Source organism: Pseudoalteromonas sp. Of11M-6 (assembly GCF_022347905.1).
Taxonomy (GTDB): domain Bacteria; phylum Pseudomonadota; class Gammaproteobacteria; order Enterobacterales; family Alteromonadaceae; genus Pseudoalteromonas.
In genome coordinates, this window is record NZ_JAKRFW010000002.1 from 102,593 (window position 1) to 121,364 (window position 18,772).

The 18,772-nt window shown below is 43.3% G+C and carries 11 protein-coding genes; all 11 read right to left on the minus strand.

Going from position 1 to position 18,772, the window contains the following annotated elements; all coding sequences use genetic code 11:
- Positions 1–2 precede the first annotated feature (2 nt).
- The 11 genes from MHN32_RS01715 to MHN32_RS01765 all read right to left on the minus strand — a co-directional run bounded on the left by MHN32_RS01715 (position 3) and on the right by MHN32_RS01765 (position 18,548).
- On the minus strand, positions 3–1,919 hold the full coding sequence (locus MHN32_RS01715; protein ID WP_010371512.1) for an ABC transporter ATP-binding protein: 1,917 nt from the start codon (positions 1,917–1,919) through the stop codon (positions 3–5).
- Position 1,920: 1 nt separating this feature from the next.
- Positions 1,921–2,151: a glutaredoxin family protein gene (locus tag MHN32_RS01720; protein WP_010371514.1), complete on the minus strand. Its 231-nt coding sequence runs from the start codon at positions 2,149–2,151 to the stop codon at positions 1,921–1,923.
- Positions 2,144–4,255, minus strand: coding sequence for a bifunctional 23S rRNA (guanine(2069)-N(7))-methyltransferase RlmK/23S rRNA (guanine(2445)-N(2))-methyltransferase RlmL (gene rlmKL / locus MHN32_RS01725; RefSeq protein WP_239420745.1), 2,112 nt, complete (start codon positions 4,253–4,255; stop codon positions 2,144–2,146). The genes MHN32_RS01720 and rlmKL overlap by 8 nt, the downstream gene beginning before the upstream one ends.
- A 92-nt stretch (positions 4,256–4,347) precedes the next feature.
- Complete coding sequence (locus MHN32_RS01730) at positions 4,348–4,731, minus strand: zf-TFIIB domain-containing protein (RefSeq protein ID WP_239420746.1); 384 nt, start codon at positions 4,729–4,731, stop codon at positions 4,348–4,350.
- A gap of 90 nt (positions 4,732–4,821) precedes the next feature.
- The gene (locus MHN32_RS01735) at positions 4,822–5,349 is read right to left on the minus strand and encodes a cell division protein ZapC domain-containing protein (RefSeq protein ID WP_081489945.1); all 528 of its coding nucleotides are present in this window, start codon (positions 5,347–5,349) and stop codon (positions 4,822–4,824) included.
- A gap of 121 nt (positions 5,350–5,470) precedes the next feature.
- Complete coding sequence (gene pyrD, locus MHN32_RS01740; RefSeq protein ID WP_239420747.1) at positions 5,471–6,481, minus strand: quinone-dependent dihydroorotate dehydrogenase; 1,011 nt, start codon at positions 6,479–6,481, stop codon at positions 5,471–5,473.
- A 137-nt stretch (positions 6,482–6,618) separates the two neighbouring features.
- Positions 6,619–11,457: an NAD-glutamate dehydrogenase gene (locus MHN32_RS01745; RefSeq protein ID WP_239420748.1), complete on the minus strand. Its 4,839-nt coding sequence runs from the start codon at positions 11,455–11,457 to the stop codon at positions 6,619–6,621.
- A 211-nt stretch (positions 11,458–11,668) separates the two neighbouring features.
- On the minus strand, positions 11,669–13,990 hold the full coding sequence (locus MHN32_RS01750) for an MMPL family transporter (RefSeq protein ID WP_239420749.1): 2,322 nt from the start codon (positions 13,988–13,990) through the stop codon (positions 11,669–11,671).
- Positions 13,990–14,991: a YCF48-related protein gene (locus MHN32_RS01755; RefSeq protein WP_239420821.1), complete on the minus strand. Its 1,002-nt coding sequence runs from the start codon at positions 14,989–14,991 to the stop codon at positions 13,990–13,992. The genes MHN32_RS01750 and MHN32_RS01755 overlap by 1 nt, the downstream gene beginning before the upstream one ends.
- 78 nt (positions 14,992–15,069) lie before the next feature.
- Positions 15,070–16,437 carry a DUF1329 domain-containing protein gene (locus MHN32_RS01760; RefSeq protein ID WP_239420750.1) on the minus strand — a complete coding sequence of 456 codons (1,368 nt, stop codon included), beginning with the start codon at positions 16,435–16,437 and terminating at the stop codon, positions 15,070–15,072.
- Between the two features lie 11 nt (positions 16,438–16,448).
- Positions 16,449–18,548 (minus strand): DUF1302 domain-containing protein, encoded by a 2,100-nt coding sequence (locus MHN32_RS01765; protein ID WP_010604629.1) that lies wholly within the window; start codon positions 18,546–18,548, stop codon positions 16,449–16,451.
- Positions 18,549–18,772: the final 224 nt, after the last annotated feature.

The following is an 18,772-nucleotide window of genomic DNA, read 5'->3' on the forward strand; positions in this document are numbered from 1 at the left end:
CCTTACTGCTGATTCTGTAATGCTTCTAGTTCTTCCCAGCGTTCAAACGCGGCTTCCAGCTTCGACTCTAGCTCAGTCAAATGGTTCAATGCCTTGTGGGTCGTTTCTTGATCTTGTTTAAAGAAGTCTGGATCGCTGACCAGTGCTTGTTGTTTATTCACAGCCTCTTCAAGTTCCTCTACTTTACTGGGCAGCGACTCTAATTCAAGTTTTAATTTGTAACTCAGCTTATTTGAACGAGCTGGTGCAGCTGCTTTTTTAGTCTCGGCTTGTTGCTGTTTTTCTTGATGAACCTTTTGTGCCTCTTTCTTCTGCTGCTCTCGTCTTTGCTGGTACAGTTCAAAATCACTATAACCGCCAACAATTTCTGTCACCAAGCCCTCGCCTTCGAACGCCCACACACTGCCGCAGGTATTATCGATAAACTCTCGGTCGTGGCTGACGACTAACACCGTGCCTTGGTATTGGTTTAAGATTTCTTCAAGTAACTCAAGCGTCTCAATATCCAAGTCATTGGTTGGCTCGTCCAGCACAATAATATTTGAAGGCTTAAGGAAGAGCTTTGCAAGCAATAAGCGGTTTTTTTCACCGCCTGATAATGCCTTTACAGGGGTTCGAGCTCTCGCAGGCGGAAATAAAAAGTCCTGCAGATAGCCAAGCACATGACGTGAGCGGCCGCCCATCATTACTTCTTGCTTACCTTCTGCGACATTATCCTGCACAGTTGCTTCTTCATCCAATTTTTCACGGTATTGGTCGAAGTACGCAACTTCCAGGTTCACGCCTTGTTTTACGCTGCCTGCGTCAGGTTTAATGTCACCAAAAAGCATTTTTAACAGCGTAGTTTTTCCTGCTCCATTAGGACCGACCAAGCCAATACGGTCGCCACGCATCACCAGCGTTGAAAAGTCCTTCACAATGCATTTTTCTTGGAATGCTTTGTCTAAATGTTTCGCTTCAAAGACCAACTTACCGGAACGATCTGCCGTCTCGATGTTGAAATCTGTCTTGCCTTGTTGCTCGATGCGTTGCTTGCGCTCAACACGAAGCGCTTTTAGTGCTCGCACACGCCCTTCGTTACGGGTTCGGCGAGCCTTGATCCCTTGCCTTATCCAGGTTTCTTCTTCGGCAAGCTTTTTATCAAACAAGGCATTCTGTTGCTCTTCCACTTTTAAATCATGAGCTTTTTGTTCTAGATATTGCGCATAATCTCCAGGGTATGAAACCAACTTGCCACGGTCTAAATCTAAAATTCGAGTCGCCATTGCGCGAATAAAGGCACGGTCGTGAGAGATAAACACGATCCCTCCTTTAAACTCTTTCAGGAATTGCTCAAGCCAGATGACACTTTGCATATCAAGGTGGTTAGTCGGCTCGTCGAGTAACAGTAAATCTGGGTCACTCACCAAGGCTTTGGCCAGTGCAACTTTGCGTAGCCAGCCACCTGAGAGTTCTTCTAGGCGCATATTCGCATCTAATTGCAACTGGCTAAGCACTTGCTTGATCCGTGACTCAAAACGCCACGCATCTTCGCTTTCCAATCGCTGAGTCAGGCGCTCAAGCGAGGTCATCAGTTTATCTGACTGGCTGGTTTGTAGTTTTTCACTGACTTCATGAAATTCAATGAGTAGCTCAGCAACATCAGGTAAACCGTTTGCAACATAATCAAAGACCGACCCATTTGCGCCCTTTGGTGGGTCTTGTTCTAGCCTTGAAACTTTTAATCCACCAACACGGTTGATTTCACCATCATCAAGTTGAACTTGATCATCAAGTACTTTCAGTAACGTTGATTTACCGGCACCATTTCGGCCCACAATACAAACGCGCTCGCCTGATTCAATAACGGCATCAGCTTGGTCAAGTATAGGGTGTGAACCAAAAGCTAATTGGGCTTTAGCAATTCGAATGAGATCCATATTATTCTATAAATTCTTGTAGTTGTTGTTGAGTAAAAGGCCAGCCAAGTTCCTGACCTGTCTCGCCTTTTTTAATCACTGGAATTCTATATTGATATTCCGTCATCGTCTCTTCACTATCGACGATATCGACTAGTTCAATTTCGGCTTCAGGCAAAAATTGAATTAACATCGCCAATGCTTCTTCACAAAGATGACAACCATCGGTGTGAAATAAAGTACATTTAATCATGACGGATCAACCAGCTGTTGTGAATTTGTTTGTTACGCTTAAAATCCAAAGACAAGGTTTGCGATGAGTATTCCTCAGCGGTTAGGCCAAGTGCCGCAAGTCCCATTTCATCGATTTTAAATCCGCGTTTGTTGTTAGAAAACAGTAGTACACCGTTCGGTGCTAATATCTTCTTTACCCAACCAAATAGTTTTAAATGATCTCTTTGTACATCAAATGCGTCAGACATACGTTTAGAGTTAGAGAATGTTGGTGGGTCTAAGAATATCAAATCATATTGACCAACTGCTCTTTCAAGCCATTTTAAGCAATCCGCTTGCTCAAATCTGAAACGTGGATTCTTCAAACCATTTAGCTCAAAGTTTTCCTCAGCCCATTTTAGATAGGTCTTTGACATATCTACTGTGGTAACAGACTTAGCACCGCCAACTGCAGCGTGCACAGAAGCACTACCTGTGTATGCAAATAGATTCAACACGCGTTTATCTTTCGAATGTTGCTGAATAAACTTGCGGGCTAAACGGTGGTCAAGGAATAGACCAGTATCGAGATAATCAAATAGGTTAACCTTAAACTTAGCACCGTACTCTTCTACTACCTCAGTACGGTTTTGCTTGTCTAGGGCTTTGTATTGTTCTTGACCTTTTTGGCGCTTTCTTACTTTTACCGCGATGTTCAGCGGGTCGATATTAAGCTGCTCGGCGGTCAGTGTGATCACGTCTTGCAAACGTTTTTGTGCAACGCTATCGTCAATTTCTTTTGGCGCTTTGTATTCAAAGATGACTGCGTTGTCGTTATATACATCAACCGCAACATTGTACTCAGGGATATCCGCGTCATAAACACGATACGCGTTAACGTCTTCTTTTTTCAGCCAAGATTTTAAGCCTTGTAGATTTTTCTTCAAGCGGTTGCCAAACGCAGTCGAGCCTTCAAAATTAAGCCCACTGTTCTGTTTATTTTGCTGTACCTGCATTTCATTCATTTCATACAAGTTAAGCAGCACATCGAGTGGGCCATTTTTGAATTTATAAGACTTTTTACGCGCTAGTTTTAGCACTTTTAATAGGCTTTCTTCACTCGCAAGTAACGCCAAATTCCAGTCTTTATAGTGCTTTTTAAAGGCGATACCCATATTGCGATATAGCGTAATAATTTCAGCCATACCACCTAGACGTTCGCCATAAGGCAAGTTACTCAGCACAGTGCCAGGACGTTTAGCAGCAAGGCTAAGGTGATTGGCATCTTCAAACTTAAACTTAATATGTGACTCAACGCCTGCGCGCTTGGCATTACGCTCAGCAATTGACAGCACACGTTCATCGATATCACTACCGATCAGCCATAAGCTCTTGTGCTCTGGTTGTACCTTTAATTGTGCTTTAAGCTCGGTGAACTTACTTTCACGAAAACTCGGCAAGCGTTTAAAGGCAAAATCTTTATTAAGGTTAGTAGGTAAGCCAAGCGCCATAGATGCCGCTTCAATTAGTAACGTGCCAGAACCACAGCAGGGGTCAAAAAGCGGCTTATTAGTATCTTCAAGCCAGCCGCTACGTTTAACCAGCGCTGCCGCTAAATGTTCACGAATTGGCGCTTTACCTTGTTTGTCACGATAACCTCTATCAGATAAGCGAGGTCCCGAGAAATCGATATATAGCGCACAGCCTTGCTTAGATAATTTCGCTATGATGCGAATATCCGGTGTCTGTTTGTCAACATCTGGACGTTGCTCAAACAGGTCATTGAAGTAGTCAACGATCCCATCCTTAACCACCAAGCCAGAGAATTGCGTATTTTTAAGCGCATTATTCGTACCATTAAACTCTACTGCAAAGGTCTGCTTTGGGCTAAACCAATCTTGCCATGCCTGAAAACGAACAAACTTGTAGAGAGAATCTTTGTCATTCACTTCTGGTTTGTCATCAATAAGCAACATCACGCGCGTTGCAAATCGTGTCATCATACAGAACTTTTGTACGTCTAGATTAGCACCTGTGAACTTAACTGAACCAACGGTTTGCTTGTTTATTTCAAAACCAAACTCGGTTAATTCTTCAACCAGTAACTGCTCTACACCAATAGATGTCAATGCGATAAATTGCAATTTGAATACCCTTAAATTTCAACTGGGCGCAGTATAACACACAAGTTATCGTTAGTTATTAGTTGAGCTTGGTTGTATGGGGATAAATTACGTTAAAAATTTAGCAAGTTCAGAAAATCTAACTTATCTAGCGCGCTTATGTTCGAGTTCCTGCTTTGGTAATTTTGCAGTAAGTTATGGAGCTCCCCTTTTTCAAACCACACGCCACCACAGCACCCGCACTCACTAAAACTAGCTTCAAAGAGCGTATAGTCTTTAAGTGTATGACCATCATCAGGGCATAATTGTAAAACGTCACGCTCAACCAACGACCGCTTTGCAATAAAATCGGTATAACTAAAATGATAAGTATATTTAATGGAATCAATCAATTTGCGCGGCAACCAAATGGCACCGCATGACTGACATTGATAACCGCAATGTCCTTCAGCGTCGGCATAAGTTAGTTTTAATGTTTTATCGCAGAGGCAGCGCATTCTGTTTCCTAGATCAACAAACAACTCAAATTAGGTACAGATTAATACAGGAAATAATTGCTGGTCAATAAAACGATGGGATGAAATTGGCTATGCGCTTTGATGAACTCGGTGTGTTAACACAAGAGGCGCTAACCGATCGTTCAGTACTTTTATCGCTTGAAATTGTTCAAGCTCTATTCCCTCATCAAGAATAAATTGCTCGTTCAAGCTTAAACAAAGACTTGACTGACCATCATGTTCTATAATTAGAAACTCGCCGCGGCTTAACTTGGAATTTAAACACACAACCGCCTCACTCACAGGTTCACCACCAAAATATGGCTTAAAAAACCAGCTTTTTGCTTGCATCGGTTGCAGATGAAACTTAGCCGCAGTTGCATTTAAAGCGATTTGGCAGCATCTGGGCTCATTCCAAACACCAAAACCGCAAAGGTAGGAAAATACACTCTGATAAAATTCAGCTTCGCTGAGACTAAAATTGGGATTAGCGGTTGAGTCTTCAGTAAGGTGGCGCAACCGAAAAGGCGTGCAAAGCTGAAGCTCGTCACCCAAATCAATTAACAACCTGTTCCTTTCTGTGCAGCGGATCCATTGCCACTCTTTTGAAGCTTGCAAAACTTCTCTCCCACCAACCAATTAGCTCAACTAGTAAGTGGGAGTATAACGCGAAAAACGCAATGATGAAATTTTTTATAATAACGTTTTGTTTTGGATCATTTGGTTATATGACCGATCCTTATAAGGACGAAACGATCTTTTTAACAAGTGCAGGCCCTTCATAAATAAAGCCTGTGTAGATTTGTACTAAATCTGCACCAGCTGAAAATTTCTCTTTTGCAGATTCCGCACTGTCAATACCACCTACACCGATGATTGGTAGCTTACCGTCGGTAATACGCTTCAATTCGCTGACAACATGCGTCGATTTTTCACGAACAGGTCTACCAGACAAACCACCTGCTTCATTACCGTACTCTAGGTTTTCTACCGCATCTCGGGCTAATGTTGTATTAGTTGCAATAACACCATCGATACGATTATTAACTAATGATTCTGCTATCTGAGTTAATTGAACGCCATCAACATCTGGTGCGATCTTTACCAACATAGGCACAGACTTATTATGCTTGGCGATCAGATCCATCTGTTCATTTTTCAGGCTTTGCAATAGATCATCTAGCGCTTCGCCATATTGTAGATCTCTCAGGCCCGGTGTATTTGGTGAAGAGATATTCACGGTGATATATGAGGCATGCTCAAATACTTTTCTCATACAGTGAATGTAGTCATCTTTACCTTGTTCATTCGGTGTATCTTTATTTTTACCAATGTTGATCCCAAGGATCCCATCGTATTTTGCTGCTTTTACATTGTTGACTAGGTAATCGACGCCCTTGTTATTGAACCCCATGCGATTAATAATCGCATTTGCTTCAGGTAGACGAAAGATCCGAGGCTTGTCGTTGCCCGCTTGTGGTCTTGGCGTGACAGTCCCTACTTCAATAAAACCAAAACCCATTTGCGCAAATGCTTCGATACACTCAGCATTTTTATCAAGACCGGCGGCCAACCCTACTGGATTTTTAAACTCTAAACCTAAAAAATTAACCGGTTTGTCTTGAACTGATTGAGACCATGCAAGGCTCATTGGCGTATTCGCAAAGCGGCGCAGGTTGCTTAGGGCAAAATCGTGTGCCCACTCCGCATCTTTATTAAACATAAAACGACGCGCAAGATCGTAAAACATGGTAGCTCCTCAGTATTGGTAACGTAATCAACTTAGCTAAAATTACCCAAGCGTAACTTTAGCTAAATGGATTATGCCAATGGCATTAGACAAAAAAATACCCCAGTCAAAGCTGGGGTATTGTAGCGATTTCTAGATTATTTGGAAGTATCGCAGTTATGGCTTAGTAACATTAGCTCACGAAGTGCAACTGAGAACTTAGCAAAGTCATGGCTTTGCGACGTCTTAAACTCAGTTAGCATTTGCTGCCAACGATGTAGTAAGCCTGCTTGCTTATCCATCCACTGTTCAATCTGTTCATTGATATCACTGTCATCACCAGCAAAGCTGTTTAACACAACCTCTGACAATGAACGCTGTTGCCAATCAAGCTCTTCACGATATGAAGCTCGAGCAAGCGCCTGCCAATGGTTTGCAACAGGTTGAGCCGTGATTTGGTCAAGGAACCAATGTAGACCCATGTTTGCACCGAGCGTGAAGTAGGTATTAGACACAACACCGATCTTACGACCTGAGCTATGTGCAACTTCCGCTAAGTCCATGACCGAGAACAAGCTTGAAAGTGACACGATACGCAGTGCAATCTCAGCTGGTACACCTTGAGATTCAAGGTCACGTGCTTTATCAACGATCTGCTCGCTTTCATTTGCAACCATGTAGTTGTGTAGATTTGCACTTAAATCTCTAAATGTTGGTGCAAAGAACGCGATGGTTTGCTCGATAGTTTGAGACTTGTCACGGTGACGCAAGAACCAACGCGTTGCACGGCGAACTGTACGACGTAATTGATATAGCATTTCCGTTTGAACTGCCGCTGGGATCTTATTATCTAGCGCAGAAATCGCTGACCACGTTTCCTTCATTTCAAAGATTGCACTTGCAATTGAGTAGCAAACCGCAATTTCTGCATCCGTTGCACCTGTCTCTTCGTGCATACGAACCATGAAGTTTAGACCCATATCGTTAACGATATTGTTTGCAAGTTTCGTTGCAATGATCTCTTTACGTAGCGGGTGATTATCCATCGCAGCATTGAAGCGCTCGCGCAGCGGTGCTGGGAACGAGTTCACTAGCAACTGACGGTAGTATGGATTTTCTGAGATCTCATCAACAACTAATGTCTCTTTTAATACCATCTTAGAGTAAGAAACCAGTACAGATAGCTCAGGACGCGTTAGGTCTTTACCTGCCGCCGCACGCTCTGCTAGCTCTTCATCAGTTGGTAAGAATTCGATTGCACGATTTAACTTGCCGTCTTTTTCAAGTGCATGGATAAAGCGTACTTTCTCTTTCAGCGTCGCTGGACCTTTAGACTTAGTAACCGAAAGCGTGTGCGTTTGACGGTAACAATCTTTCAGTACCAATTCTGATACTTCATCTGTCATTGAATACAGTAATTCGTTACGCTGCTTATTCGTCAATTCACCTTCAGCAACTAGGCCGTTAAGTAGGATCTTGATATTAACTTCATTATCCGAACAGGCAACACCACCTACGTTGTCGATAAAGTCAGTGTTGATACGACCGCCGTTTGAAGCAAATTCGATACGACCCAGCTGAGTAGCACCTAAGTTACCACCTTCACCAAAGATCTTCGCACCAAGCTCACCACCGTTGATACGTAGCGCGTCGTTTGCACGGTCGCCTACTTCAGCGTCAGTTTCAGATTTAGACTTGATGTAAGTACCGATACCACCATTCCACAATAAATCAACTGGCATCTTCAACAATGCTTTGATCAACTCATTTGGTGTCATGCTCGATTTCTTAGTGCCTATCATCTTCTTCATTTCAGCGCTTAGCGTAATTGCTTTCGCTGCACGAGAGAAAATACCACCGCCCTCAGAGATCAGATCCTTATTATAATCTTCCCAGCTTGAACGTGGCAGATTAAATAGACGCTCACGCTCTACATACGAGCTTGCTGCATCTGGGTTTGGATCGATAAAGATGTGCATGTGGTTGAATGCCGCTTGTAAGCGAATGTGCTTAGATAGCAGCATCCCGTTACCAAATACGTCACCACCCATATCACCGATACCAACTGCAGTAAAATCAGTCGTCTGACAGTCAATGTCCATTTCACGGAAGTGACGCTTAACCGATTCCCAAGCGCCCTTAGCAGTAATACCCATCTTCTTGTGGTCGTAACCAATTGAACCACCTGACGCGAAAGCGTCACCAAGCCAGAAGTTATATGATTCAGCGATACCATTTGCGATATCAGAGAAAGTCGCAGTCCCTTTGTCCGCTGCAACAACTAGGTATGGGTCGTCTTCGTCGTGACGTACAACATCCACTGGCGGCACAATGTCACCATGTACGATGTTATCTGTGATGTCTAGTAGACCACGGATGAAGATCTTGTAACACTCTTGGCCTTCTTTGAAGAACGCTTCACGTTCAGTTGGAAGTTGTTTACAAACAAAGCCGCCTTTAGAGCCCACAGGTACGATAACTGTATTCTTAACCTGCTGTGCTTTAACTAGGCCAAGTACTTCTGTGCGGAAATCTTCACGACGGTCTGACCAACGTAGACCACCACGAGCCACTTTACCGCCACGTAGATGAACACCTTCTACGCGTGGAGAGTATACGAAGATTTCAAACGCTGGTAATGGCAATGGCATATCTGGCACTGCGCTTGGCTGGATCTTGAATGACGTATACGACTTATTCGTGCCATCAGCTTCTTTTTGATAGAAGTTAGTACGCAGCGTTGCATTGATCATATCAACGTACAAACGAATGATACGGTCATCATCTAGATTCGCTACGTTTTCAAGCTCAAGGTAGATTGCATCAACAACCTTCTGAAGTGCCTTTTCAGTGGCAACTTTCTTCGGTGCAAACTTCTTCACGAATAGATCAACGATCATCGCTGCAATGTGCGGGTAACGGTCAAATGTATTTTCGATGTAAGATTGCGAGAACGTCACACCAATTTGACGCATGTATTTAGCATATGCGCGTAAGATAGATGCTTCACGACCAGTTAGACCACCTAATAACACTAAACGGTTGAAACCATCGTTTTCTAGGCGGTTATTCCACACATTGGTCAATGCCGCACGGAAACGTGCTGATACTTTGTCAAAATCTGTGATCCCTTTGCTGTCGATAAGCATAGAGAAATCCATGATCCAGTTTACTTGACCATCAGTCGTCTTCACAGCGTATGGTGTTTCACCAATAACACGTAGGCCAAAGTTCTCAAGCATTGGCATCACGTCTGATAGGTGAATTGGCTCTGCTTTATGGAACAGACTCAAACGAACAAGTTGCGACGTTGCTTCTTCTTGAGGTCTGTAGAACAGCATCTCAAGTTTGTTATCTTCGTTTAGTTGCTCTAGCTTTTCGATGTCTACTACTGCTGCACTCGGCAACACTTGGTCTTTATAAGCAGACTGGAAGGCATTCGTATATTTACGGTTTAACTCGTTACCACGAGACTCACCCGTTCTTTCAAGAAGTGCAGATTGTAACTTGTCTTCCCAAGTACGAGCGGCTTCTACCAAGTTATTTTCGATTTCTTTCACGTTGTAATCTATGTTGTTGTCATCAACACGCACGATGTAATGCGTACGCGCTAGTGTTGATTCAGAGAAAAAGGTGGTGAACTCTACTTTGTCGCTAGACTTAAATGCACGGCCTAGCAGTTGTTGAGTTTCACGGCGTAACGCTGTGTTGTATCTCTCTCTTGGCACATAAACCATACAAGAGAAGAAACGACCATACACATCCTTACGCACAAATAAGCGACACATGTCACGCTCTTGAGTTTGTAAAACGCCCATTGCCACTTCAAGTAGCTCGCTTTCGCGTGCCTGTACTAACTCATCACGAGGATAGGTTTCAAGAATATTGAGTACCGCCTTGTATGCATGTGTGCCTTTAGCAAAGTCACATTGCTCCATGATACGGTTAATTTTACTCTTAAGTACCGGAACATCTACCGCACTGTTGTTGTAGAAGCTAGAAGAGAACAAGCCAATGAAACGGTCTTCACCAATCACGTTACCTTCATCATCAAAACGCTTGATACCAACATAGTCGATATACGCTGGTCTATGAACGCGTGAAAGTGAATTTGTCTTGGTTAAGATCAACAAGTTGTTACTGCGTGCCTCTTTGCGCGCAACTTCAGGCAGTTCAGACAATAAACGGCTGTGATCGTCACCAGAGTTCTTCATCAGGCCGAGACTTGTGCCTTCAACTGGCTTCAGCTCATAGTCACCTTGAACTGGAGTCAAATCATATTGGCGATAGCCCATAAAGGTAAAGTTGTCGCTAACCAGCCAGTCTAAAAACTCGACGGCTTCAGCAACTTCTTCTTTTGAACAACTATAATGACGGGTCGGCAGCTCTTTACTTACGCTCACCAATTTATCGCGAATTGGTAGCCAATCAGCAACCGCAACAGAAACATCATTTAAGACAGATTCAAGCTCAGCTGTAAAATCAGCGATCACCGAATCATCTGTTTGCCTGTCGATTTCGATAAAGAATACGGTCTTAGTAGACGTAGATTCTTGTTCTGCTTTTAAGTTAGAAACTGCGGTGATTGCACCTGCATCATTTCTTTGTAACTTAAGTGGAGAATGAAGTAATAGGTGAGAGACTATGTTTTTGCGATTCATCGCCATGCGCACTGAATCAACCAAAAACGGCATATCTTTAGCGATTATCTCGACAATCGTATGCGATGATTGCCATCCATCCTTTGCAACCTCAGGATTAAAAACGCGAATGACGGCATCGTCAGACTTGTTTTTATCAAGGGCATTCCAAAGGCTCAATGCTGCGCCGTATAAGTCACTGTCGTTACGATGTGCCAAATCCTCTTTAGACATGTTGCTGTACAAGGTTTTGGCAAACGTTTCGACAAGTGACACTTTGTCAGCATGGACTTTTTTATGGATAAGCTTGCAGACGTTATCTAGGATAACAGAAGCTGTGCCTTCATTTTGTGTCATTATGTGTTCCTTAATCTATACCACCTTTGAACGGTAGATTATTTGTACAGCCATTTATTAGCGTGGAGTCAGGTAAATTCTAACCTTTCTGACGCTAATAAACAGCCTTTTTGACGAAAACATTTCAAGCTTTTCAGCTGTTTGCTCATCTATTCACAAAAAATAGATATAAATCGCCAATACCAAATAAAAAGGAGCACAATTATTCACATTATTTTTTCTGGTCAGACCAGATAAGCGTTCCAATTGCCGGTAAAAGCAGCACAGCACCCAGCATATTAACCAAGAACATGAAGGTTAAAAGGATACCCATATCAACCTGGAACTTAAGCGCAGAGAAAATCCATGTGCTAACTCCAATCGCCAATGTGATACCCGTAAACAGTACCGCACTGCCTCGTTCAGCAAGTGCATTTCGATAGGCGACCGACAACGGCATACCTTGCTTAAGCTGTCCCATCATAGAGGATAGAATATAAATGCCATAATCGACACCTATTCCCACACCCAAAGCAATTACTGGTAACGTCGATACTGTTAACCCGATTTCAAGCTGCACCATAAGCGCCTGAGCCAGCGTTGATACCACATATAAAGGTAGTACCACTGCGATAGTCGCTCGCACGCTCCTAAAGCTCGCTAGGCACAACAGGATCACCGCGCCGTACACATAGATCATCATAGGAACCTGTGCCTCAGAAACAGATTCATTTGTCGCCGCCATCACACCGATTGGACCTGATGCTAATTTAAAGGCAACGTCATCAGTTCCCTCTTCTTCTGAGAACGCTTTTATCTTCGCAATCACATGGTCGATAGATTCGGCCTTATGATCTGCCATAAAGATGATAATAGGCATCACCGAACAATCACCGTTAAGTAGCCCTGAGCTTGTCTCCACTCGAGAGGTAGCTTGAACTAGAGAAGCGGTATTTCTTGGTAACGTCTGCCACTTTAAGTTACCTTCGTTGTACCCAGCATTAACCGCTTGTGCAACGGAGCTTAAAGAAACAGCCGATTGTACACTCGGTAAGTTTTCTACTCTCCATTGGAAACGACTAATACGCTCCATTGTATCGTGCTCGGTACAAGCCGCAGGCGTCGCTTCTACAATGACCTTTAAGATATCAGAAGAAATTGCATAACGGTCTGAGATAAGGAAAGTGTCTTGGTTGTATCTGGCATCTTCATGTAGCGCCGGTGCACCAGCATGTAAATCACCAATACGCATCTTTTCAGATTGCCAATAGCCAAATGTGAACAGTACTGCACTGATAAGTAAGATAATTCTGGCTACTTTTTTGTCTGTGGTTTTCACCAAGGCCTCTCGCATTGCCTCAAACATACCATGGCTGGCGTTTTTACCATCACCAAGTCGCTTAATATTTGCAGACTCAAAGAACGATGCCATTACAGGAAGCAGTACCAAGTTGGTAAAGATAATAACCGCAACCCCTAAACTGGCAGTAATAGCAAGTTCGCGAATAATGCCGATGTCGATTGCCAGTAAGGTTAAGAAGCCAACGGTGTCTGAAAGTAGAGCAATGCCACCAGGGATAAGTAATGCTTTAAAACTCGCTTCAGCAGCCACTTTGCAGCTTACCCCTTCCGCTACTTTTTTACCTATCGCGTTGATCATTTGCACACCGTGACTCACGCCAATAGCGAAGACTAAGAAAGGCACCAAAATAGACATAGGGTCAACACCAAAACCCAAAGTACTGAGTAAGCCCATCTGCCAAATCACAGCAATAAATGAACAAACAATCGGAAGCAGCGTAAGCTTAAAGCTCTTACAGAACATCCAGACCATAATAAAAGTAAAAGCAATTGCTAACGCAAAGAAAAGCACTACACCTTTCGCACCATCAGCAATGTCACCGGCCATTTTCGCAAAGCCAATAATATGTATGCTCACTTTGTCAGTGCTAAGAGGCGCTCGGATCTCAGACTCTAATTTTTGCGCAAAGGCTAAGGTATCAAGCTTTTCTTGAGTTTGCGGATCGGTTTCCATTAGCTGAGCGGTTACCATGGCACAAGAATAATCGCTCGCAACCATACGACCCACAACTTTTGCTTTTTCAATGTTCTGCTTTACAACCGCTAGGCCTTGTTCAGTAGGTTGAAAATTAGCGGGAATAATAGGTCCACCGGCAAAGCCGTCCTCTACCACCTCAACGAATCTCGCACTGGGTGCAAAGATTGAATTCACCAGTGGACGATTAACACCTGGGATAAAATAGAGCTGATCATGCACCGCTTTTAGCTGAGTGAAAAATGGCTCATTAAAGATGTCACCATCTTTATCACAAACAGAAATAAGAATACTATTTGCACCACCAAACTGTTTTTCGTGCTTCAAGTAAACTTTCATGTATTCATGATTTAGTGGAATATTTTTGTTAAATGAAGCATCGAGCTGAATTTGCGTGGCTTTGAAGCCCAAAAATATCGTCGTCAGTACGAAAAAAGACACGACGGTAATACGATGCCTAAAGATGGCGTATACCAATTGATTTAAAAACGCTTGCATTAGTTGTTCACCTCTACCTCAGCAATCCCCTGCTCCGTAGCTAGAATTAGCTGATTCTTTTTAACCACACCTGCTAAAATAGAGTGGCCGGTTTCTAGTTGTTTTGAGGTTAGCTTACCTGCTTTCAACGTGAATATTACGCCGCTGTTAGCAAACATATAGGTCACATTATCTTTGTGGGCAATACTATTTATTGTCGCCGTTTTTTGAGTATCAAGTTGAACTACTTGCTGTGCATTGCCAATAAATGCGTTACCCCTAAGGCCCGCAACAATAAGTTGCTTATCTGAGGTTTGATCAACAGCAAAAAATGAACCGCGATAAAAAGGCTCAAATTTTTGCCATGTTTTTCCTAAGTCATCACTTTGTGCCACAAGTCCCATTTCACCGGCAAGGTACATCATGCCTTCGGCGATCAACAGGCGATTAAAATGGGGAAGAATAAACGCCGTTTCTTGTTCGTATGCCGCGGGGTCTTGCTCTTTTAAATCGGCTAAGTAGTCGACATCATCGGGGTGAACAAATTCACTGATAAAACGTTTTGTCCAAGACTCACCACCATCAGTGGTTTCAAAAAACATGCCATAAGCGCCCACAGCAAAGCCGTGTTGTTGGTCAATAAACTCAATATCAAGACAAGGCTTTTCCAATGTTGGTAGATATTGTTTTAGCGCCCATGTTTTACCACCGTCTGTGGTTTTGATTATGCTAGCGTCGTGGCCACAAGCCCAACCAATATCTTTGCCTTTGAATGTCACAGAGGTCAACAGTGATTGAATTGGCACCTCTGCCTGCGTCCAGTTTTGCCCTTCTTGTTTAATAATTATTGTGCCGTGTTTACCTACCGCAATTAACGCATCACCGTTATCTGTAATATCCGTGAAAAGCGTTTGTTCTGGGTGAGCGACCATCAGGGCTGATTTTGCTGAAATCTGATCACTACTTTCGGCTACTGCTACATGCGCCATAGTTAAAATCGAGGCTGCTACTAACTTCTTCATCATGAGAAAACACTCGAGTTGTGAGAGGAAAGGAGGAAGAAGGCTGAAGCGAGGTTGCTTCAGCCTGATAATATTTGATTAACGGCGACCCTCACGGCGCAGCGCACCCTGAGTAAACTCGTTATCGTTGAAAGACTGACTGAAGTCATACATGTCTTCTTCGTTATCTAACCCAATCGCAAGGTAGCGACGAGAGTTTAGATCATGATAGACATCCAACGTACTCCAATGCGTCGGCACTTCGTAGTAATTAAGACCATGAGCCATCGCAACGCGATACATCTGGTCACGGTTATCATAGATATCCGTTACGTGGATTTGCCAGCTATCTTCATCAATATAGAACACACGCTTTTTGTAAATATGGCGAGTGCCTTCTTTCAGGTTAGCTTCGACTACCCATACACGGTGTTTTTCGTAACGTACGTGTTCAGGGTTGATGTGGCCAGCCATCAAGATATCATCATACTTCAACTTGTCGCTATGTAGCTTGTAACTGTTGTAAGGGATATACATCTCTTTTTTGCCAACAAGTTTCCAATCATAACGGTTTGGAGAGCCGTTAAACATATCAAAGTCATCTGTTGTACGTAAGCTATCTGACGCAGTTCCTGGTGCATCATATGCAACGTTTGGCGCACGTCTTACACGACGCTGGCCTGCGTTATAGGTCCAAGCCTGACGAGGTGTCAAAATTTGGTCCATGGTTTCATGTACAAGCAATGCAGTTCCAGCGAGACGTGCAGGTTCTGTCACTTGCTGCTTAAACTTAAACAAGATATTTGACTCTTGCAACGCTTCAGGCGTTGCATCTGTTGCAGAGTACTTAACCAGTAATTGCTCATCGAAACCGATAATGTTGTAAGCACCTGACTCCGTGGGCATCGCTTGACCGCCGTAACGTGCAATCGACAAGCCACGGAAACGCAATAGGTGGTTCCAGATAGCTTCTAAGCCATCTTTCGGCACCGGAAACGGAATACCGATAGCGGTATTTTTAATGCCGTTACCACCTTCGATCAGCTCTGCTGTAGATGCGTATTTCTTTGTTGCATCATACACAAACTGCGGATAAGACGCGCTGCGTCTAGTTGGGTAAATGTTCATTTTGAACGTTTCTGGATACGTTTCAAATAACGCAATTTGGCCAGGGCTTAACAATGCCTTGTATTTATCTAAATTTGATTTATCAATTGTAAACAATACTTTGTCATCAGCAAATGGATCTGGATGGTGCATGCCCACTTCATAACCAGCTGGAGGCGCGGTGATCCCACCATTCCAAGCCGGAATACTGCCATCAGCATTACCCGCTTTCTCTGCACCGATAGGCGTCAAGTCTTTACCTAAACGTGCTACTTCGTCAGCGCTCATCTTAGCCATAGCGCTGCTGGCAGACATCATTGTAATTATTGTTGCTGCGATAAATGTAGGTTTTCTAAACATATCGAAAGCCCTTAAATTGAATACTTAATGTTGAATGAGATGAAATCACGGTCCGCAAAGGTATTCGTCTTACCACCACCCCAAAACGTGTTATAGCCAAAATCAAATGACCACGAATTTAGGTAGTTAAAGTTAAGATTAATGCCCAGCGATTTACGATCCTCAATGAACAAGAACATAGGATCAGGGGTGATACCGTTAACATCATGTGAGAACACTACGCGTGGAGAAAAATTCACACCACTGAATAGGTTGTTATACTCACCCTTTGCAATAAGGCGATAGCCCCATGCAGAAGCCGATGGGAATGGATTGGTCTCTGGACCATTTGAAACCGCTTGGTGGATAAGATTGTAATCTCGGCCAGAAAGCCCCTCAATCGTGCCACTTCGGCCAGTACCTGAAACATTCAAACGAAGCTCATCGTACTCTGGCATGTCTTTGATAGTAACTGCGCCTACTTCACCAACCACAGCCCAACTATCTGCACCGAGCGATGGGCCGAACAAATGTGTTGCAGTAAACTGTGCTTGAATAGTGTCTCGCAAAATATAGCCTTGCGCGACTTCACCAGGACCCACAAAAGCGATATCGTCCCCTTGACTAAGCTGAGATAAACCAGCCAAATCATCACGCAGACCCGCAGCGGCTAACTGCTCAACCATACCTGCGTAAAGTAGTTCAACGTCATCTATCTGTAGTGGCTCATCTTGTCTATATGCCACTTCACCAGCAAATGCGGTTTCACCGATCGCGGTATTAAAACTTAAACCATACAGTTTGATGTCTTCTGGGTAGGTAATTTGCGCTTGAGTAAAGGCATTTAAGTTAGTGACATTGTCTGCGGTAATTTGATTTTGTGCGATGTAAGCTAAATCAGCCATGATCGCTTGCTCTGTAAAGTTAGATGCTTTACCAGAAATCAAAGGTCTACGGCTGTGGTAATTAATGTAATACAGACCAAATTCAGTGTCATTTAGCTCTGGAGAGAAAATGCCTAAGCGTAAACCGTACTGACCACCATCATCGGGTTCGCTCTTCCCGTTATTTCCTTTTCCTTTAAGCGCCACTTTAGTCGGATAAGCCATATACATGGACGCTGCGGCACTGCCAACTGCTTGTGCTGTTGGTACTACACCTTGAGCAACCAATGCGGCCGTTGCATCAGCATATAAGCTGTTTAATGCATCCGTTAGGTGATACAGATCAATATCAGGGTTTGAGGTAAAACCAAGCTGAACGTTTTGCATATAACCGTTTTCAGATGCAAAATCATTGGTTGAGAAGTAACTACCTGTTGCTGGCAATCTGGTTTCATGCCATTGATACTGATAAAAGCCTTCAAGGTTAACGTTTTCAGACAAACCAATCGACGCCCAAAGCATACCGACAGGGATAAATGCTTCTTTTACTTCAGAGCCTGGCGCTTTCAGACGGTCGATATCAACTGGGTTGACGTTAATGCCGTGGGAAATAAGTGTACTTTCGCCCCAGTTAACGACTTGCTGACCTAAACGCACAGAAAGTGGGTTTTTGCCATCATTGAGGTCAAAATCCGCCCAAACAAATGCATCTAGCAAGCGTAAATCCGAACAGACTTGTTTTCTGGTATCGTCGTCTTCACACGGGTCAACTTTTTTGCCTGAAACAGGGTTGCTATACGCAAAATCCCCATCTTCCATCGCAAAGTCGTAGAAATACATGAAACGAGTGAACAAACCATAGTTATCTTTGGTAATTGCTAAATCATGGGTACCTTTTAACAACTGAGAGAAAGTATCTCCAGAGTCAAAATTTAGGTTACCAGCATCACCATTATTTGAATAGGCACCCTGTTGTGACCAGATCTGTGACGAAGAATAGATGGTATTGCCAGTGGTTGCTTTATAACCATCCCAGTTAAACTGTGGATGATTACTTTTACCGATGAAATCAAAGTTACGATCTTCAACGCGAATGCTTTGACCATAAGAAAAAGTCGAGTCGAAGGTAATTTCGAAATCACCAACCTCAAAACTGGCCGCGTGTACTGACGTGGCGGCAGCTCCCATTACTGCCGCACTAAGACCGAGCATGATTTTGTTTTTCACAAAGAGCGATCTTTTTATCATTATTTCTCCCCCTTTTGGCGGGTCATGTCTAGAGCTTAAGCTCTTAGAGTTATTGTTTTTTGTTGTCTAAACGATAGAAGCGAAACCGCGAAAATACAAATACTGCTCCACTAAATCAACGCTTTTTCGCCTCTAGGGGCGTATTTTACTCTTGGTAAGACGTCCTACCAGATAATTTATAACACGTATTTCAAGCTTATAACAAACTCATTTAACAAAAATAA

Excerpts from the sequence above, each read along its gene's own strand:
- MHN32_RS01730 (WP_239420746.1), bottom strand. The coding sequence starts at position 4,731 with ATGCGCTGCCTCTGCGATAAAACATTAAAACTAACTTATGCCGACGCT.
- MHN32_RS01755 (WP_239420821.1), bottom strand. The coding sequence starts at position 14,991 with ATGAAGAAGTTAGTAGCAGCCTCGATTTTAACTATGGCGCATGTAGCA.
- MHN32_RS01760 (WP_239420750.1), bottom strand. The coding sequence starts at position 16,437 with ATGTTTAGAAAACCTACATTTATCGCAGCAACAATAATTACAATGATG.
- MHN32_RS01715 (WP_010371512.1), bottom strand. The coding sequence starts at position 1,919 with ATGGATCTCATTCGAATTGCTAAAGCCCAATTAGCTTTTGGTTCACAC.
- MHN32_RS01765 (WP_010604629.1), bottom strand. The coding sequence starts at position 18,548 with ATGATAAAAAGATCGCTCTTTGTGAAAAACAAAATCATGCTCGGTCTT.
- MHN32_RS01720 (WP_010371514.1), bottom strand. The coding sequence starts at position 2,151 with ATGATTAAATGTACTTTATTTCACACCGATGGTTGTCATCTTTGTGAA.
- MHN32_RS01745 (WP_239420748.1), bottom strand. The coding sequence starts at position 11,457 with ATGACACAAAATGAAGGCACAGCTTCTGTTATCCTAGATAACGTCTGC.
- pyrD (WP_239420747.1), bottom strand. The coding sequence starts at position 6,481 with ATGTTTTACGATCTTGCGCGTCGTTTTATGTTTAATAAAGATGCGGAG.
- MHN32_RS01750 (WP_239420749.1), bottom strand. The coding sequence starts at position 13,990 with ATGCAAGCGTTTTTAAATCAATTGGTATACGCCATCTTTAGGCATCGT.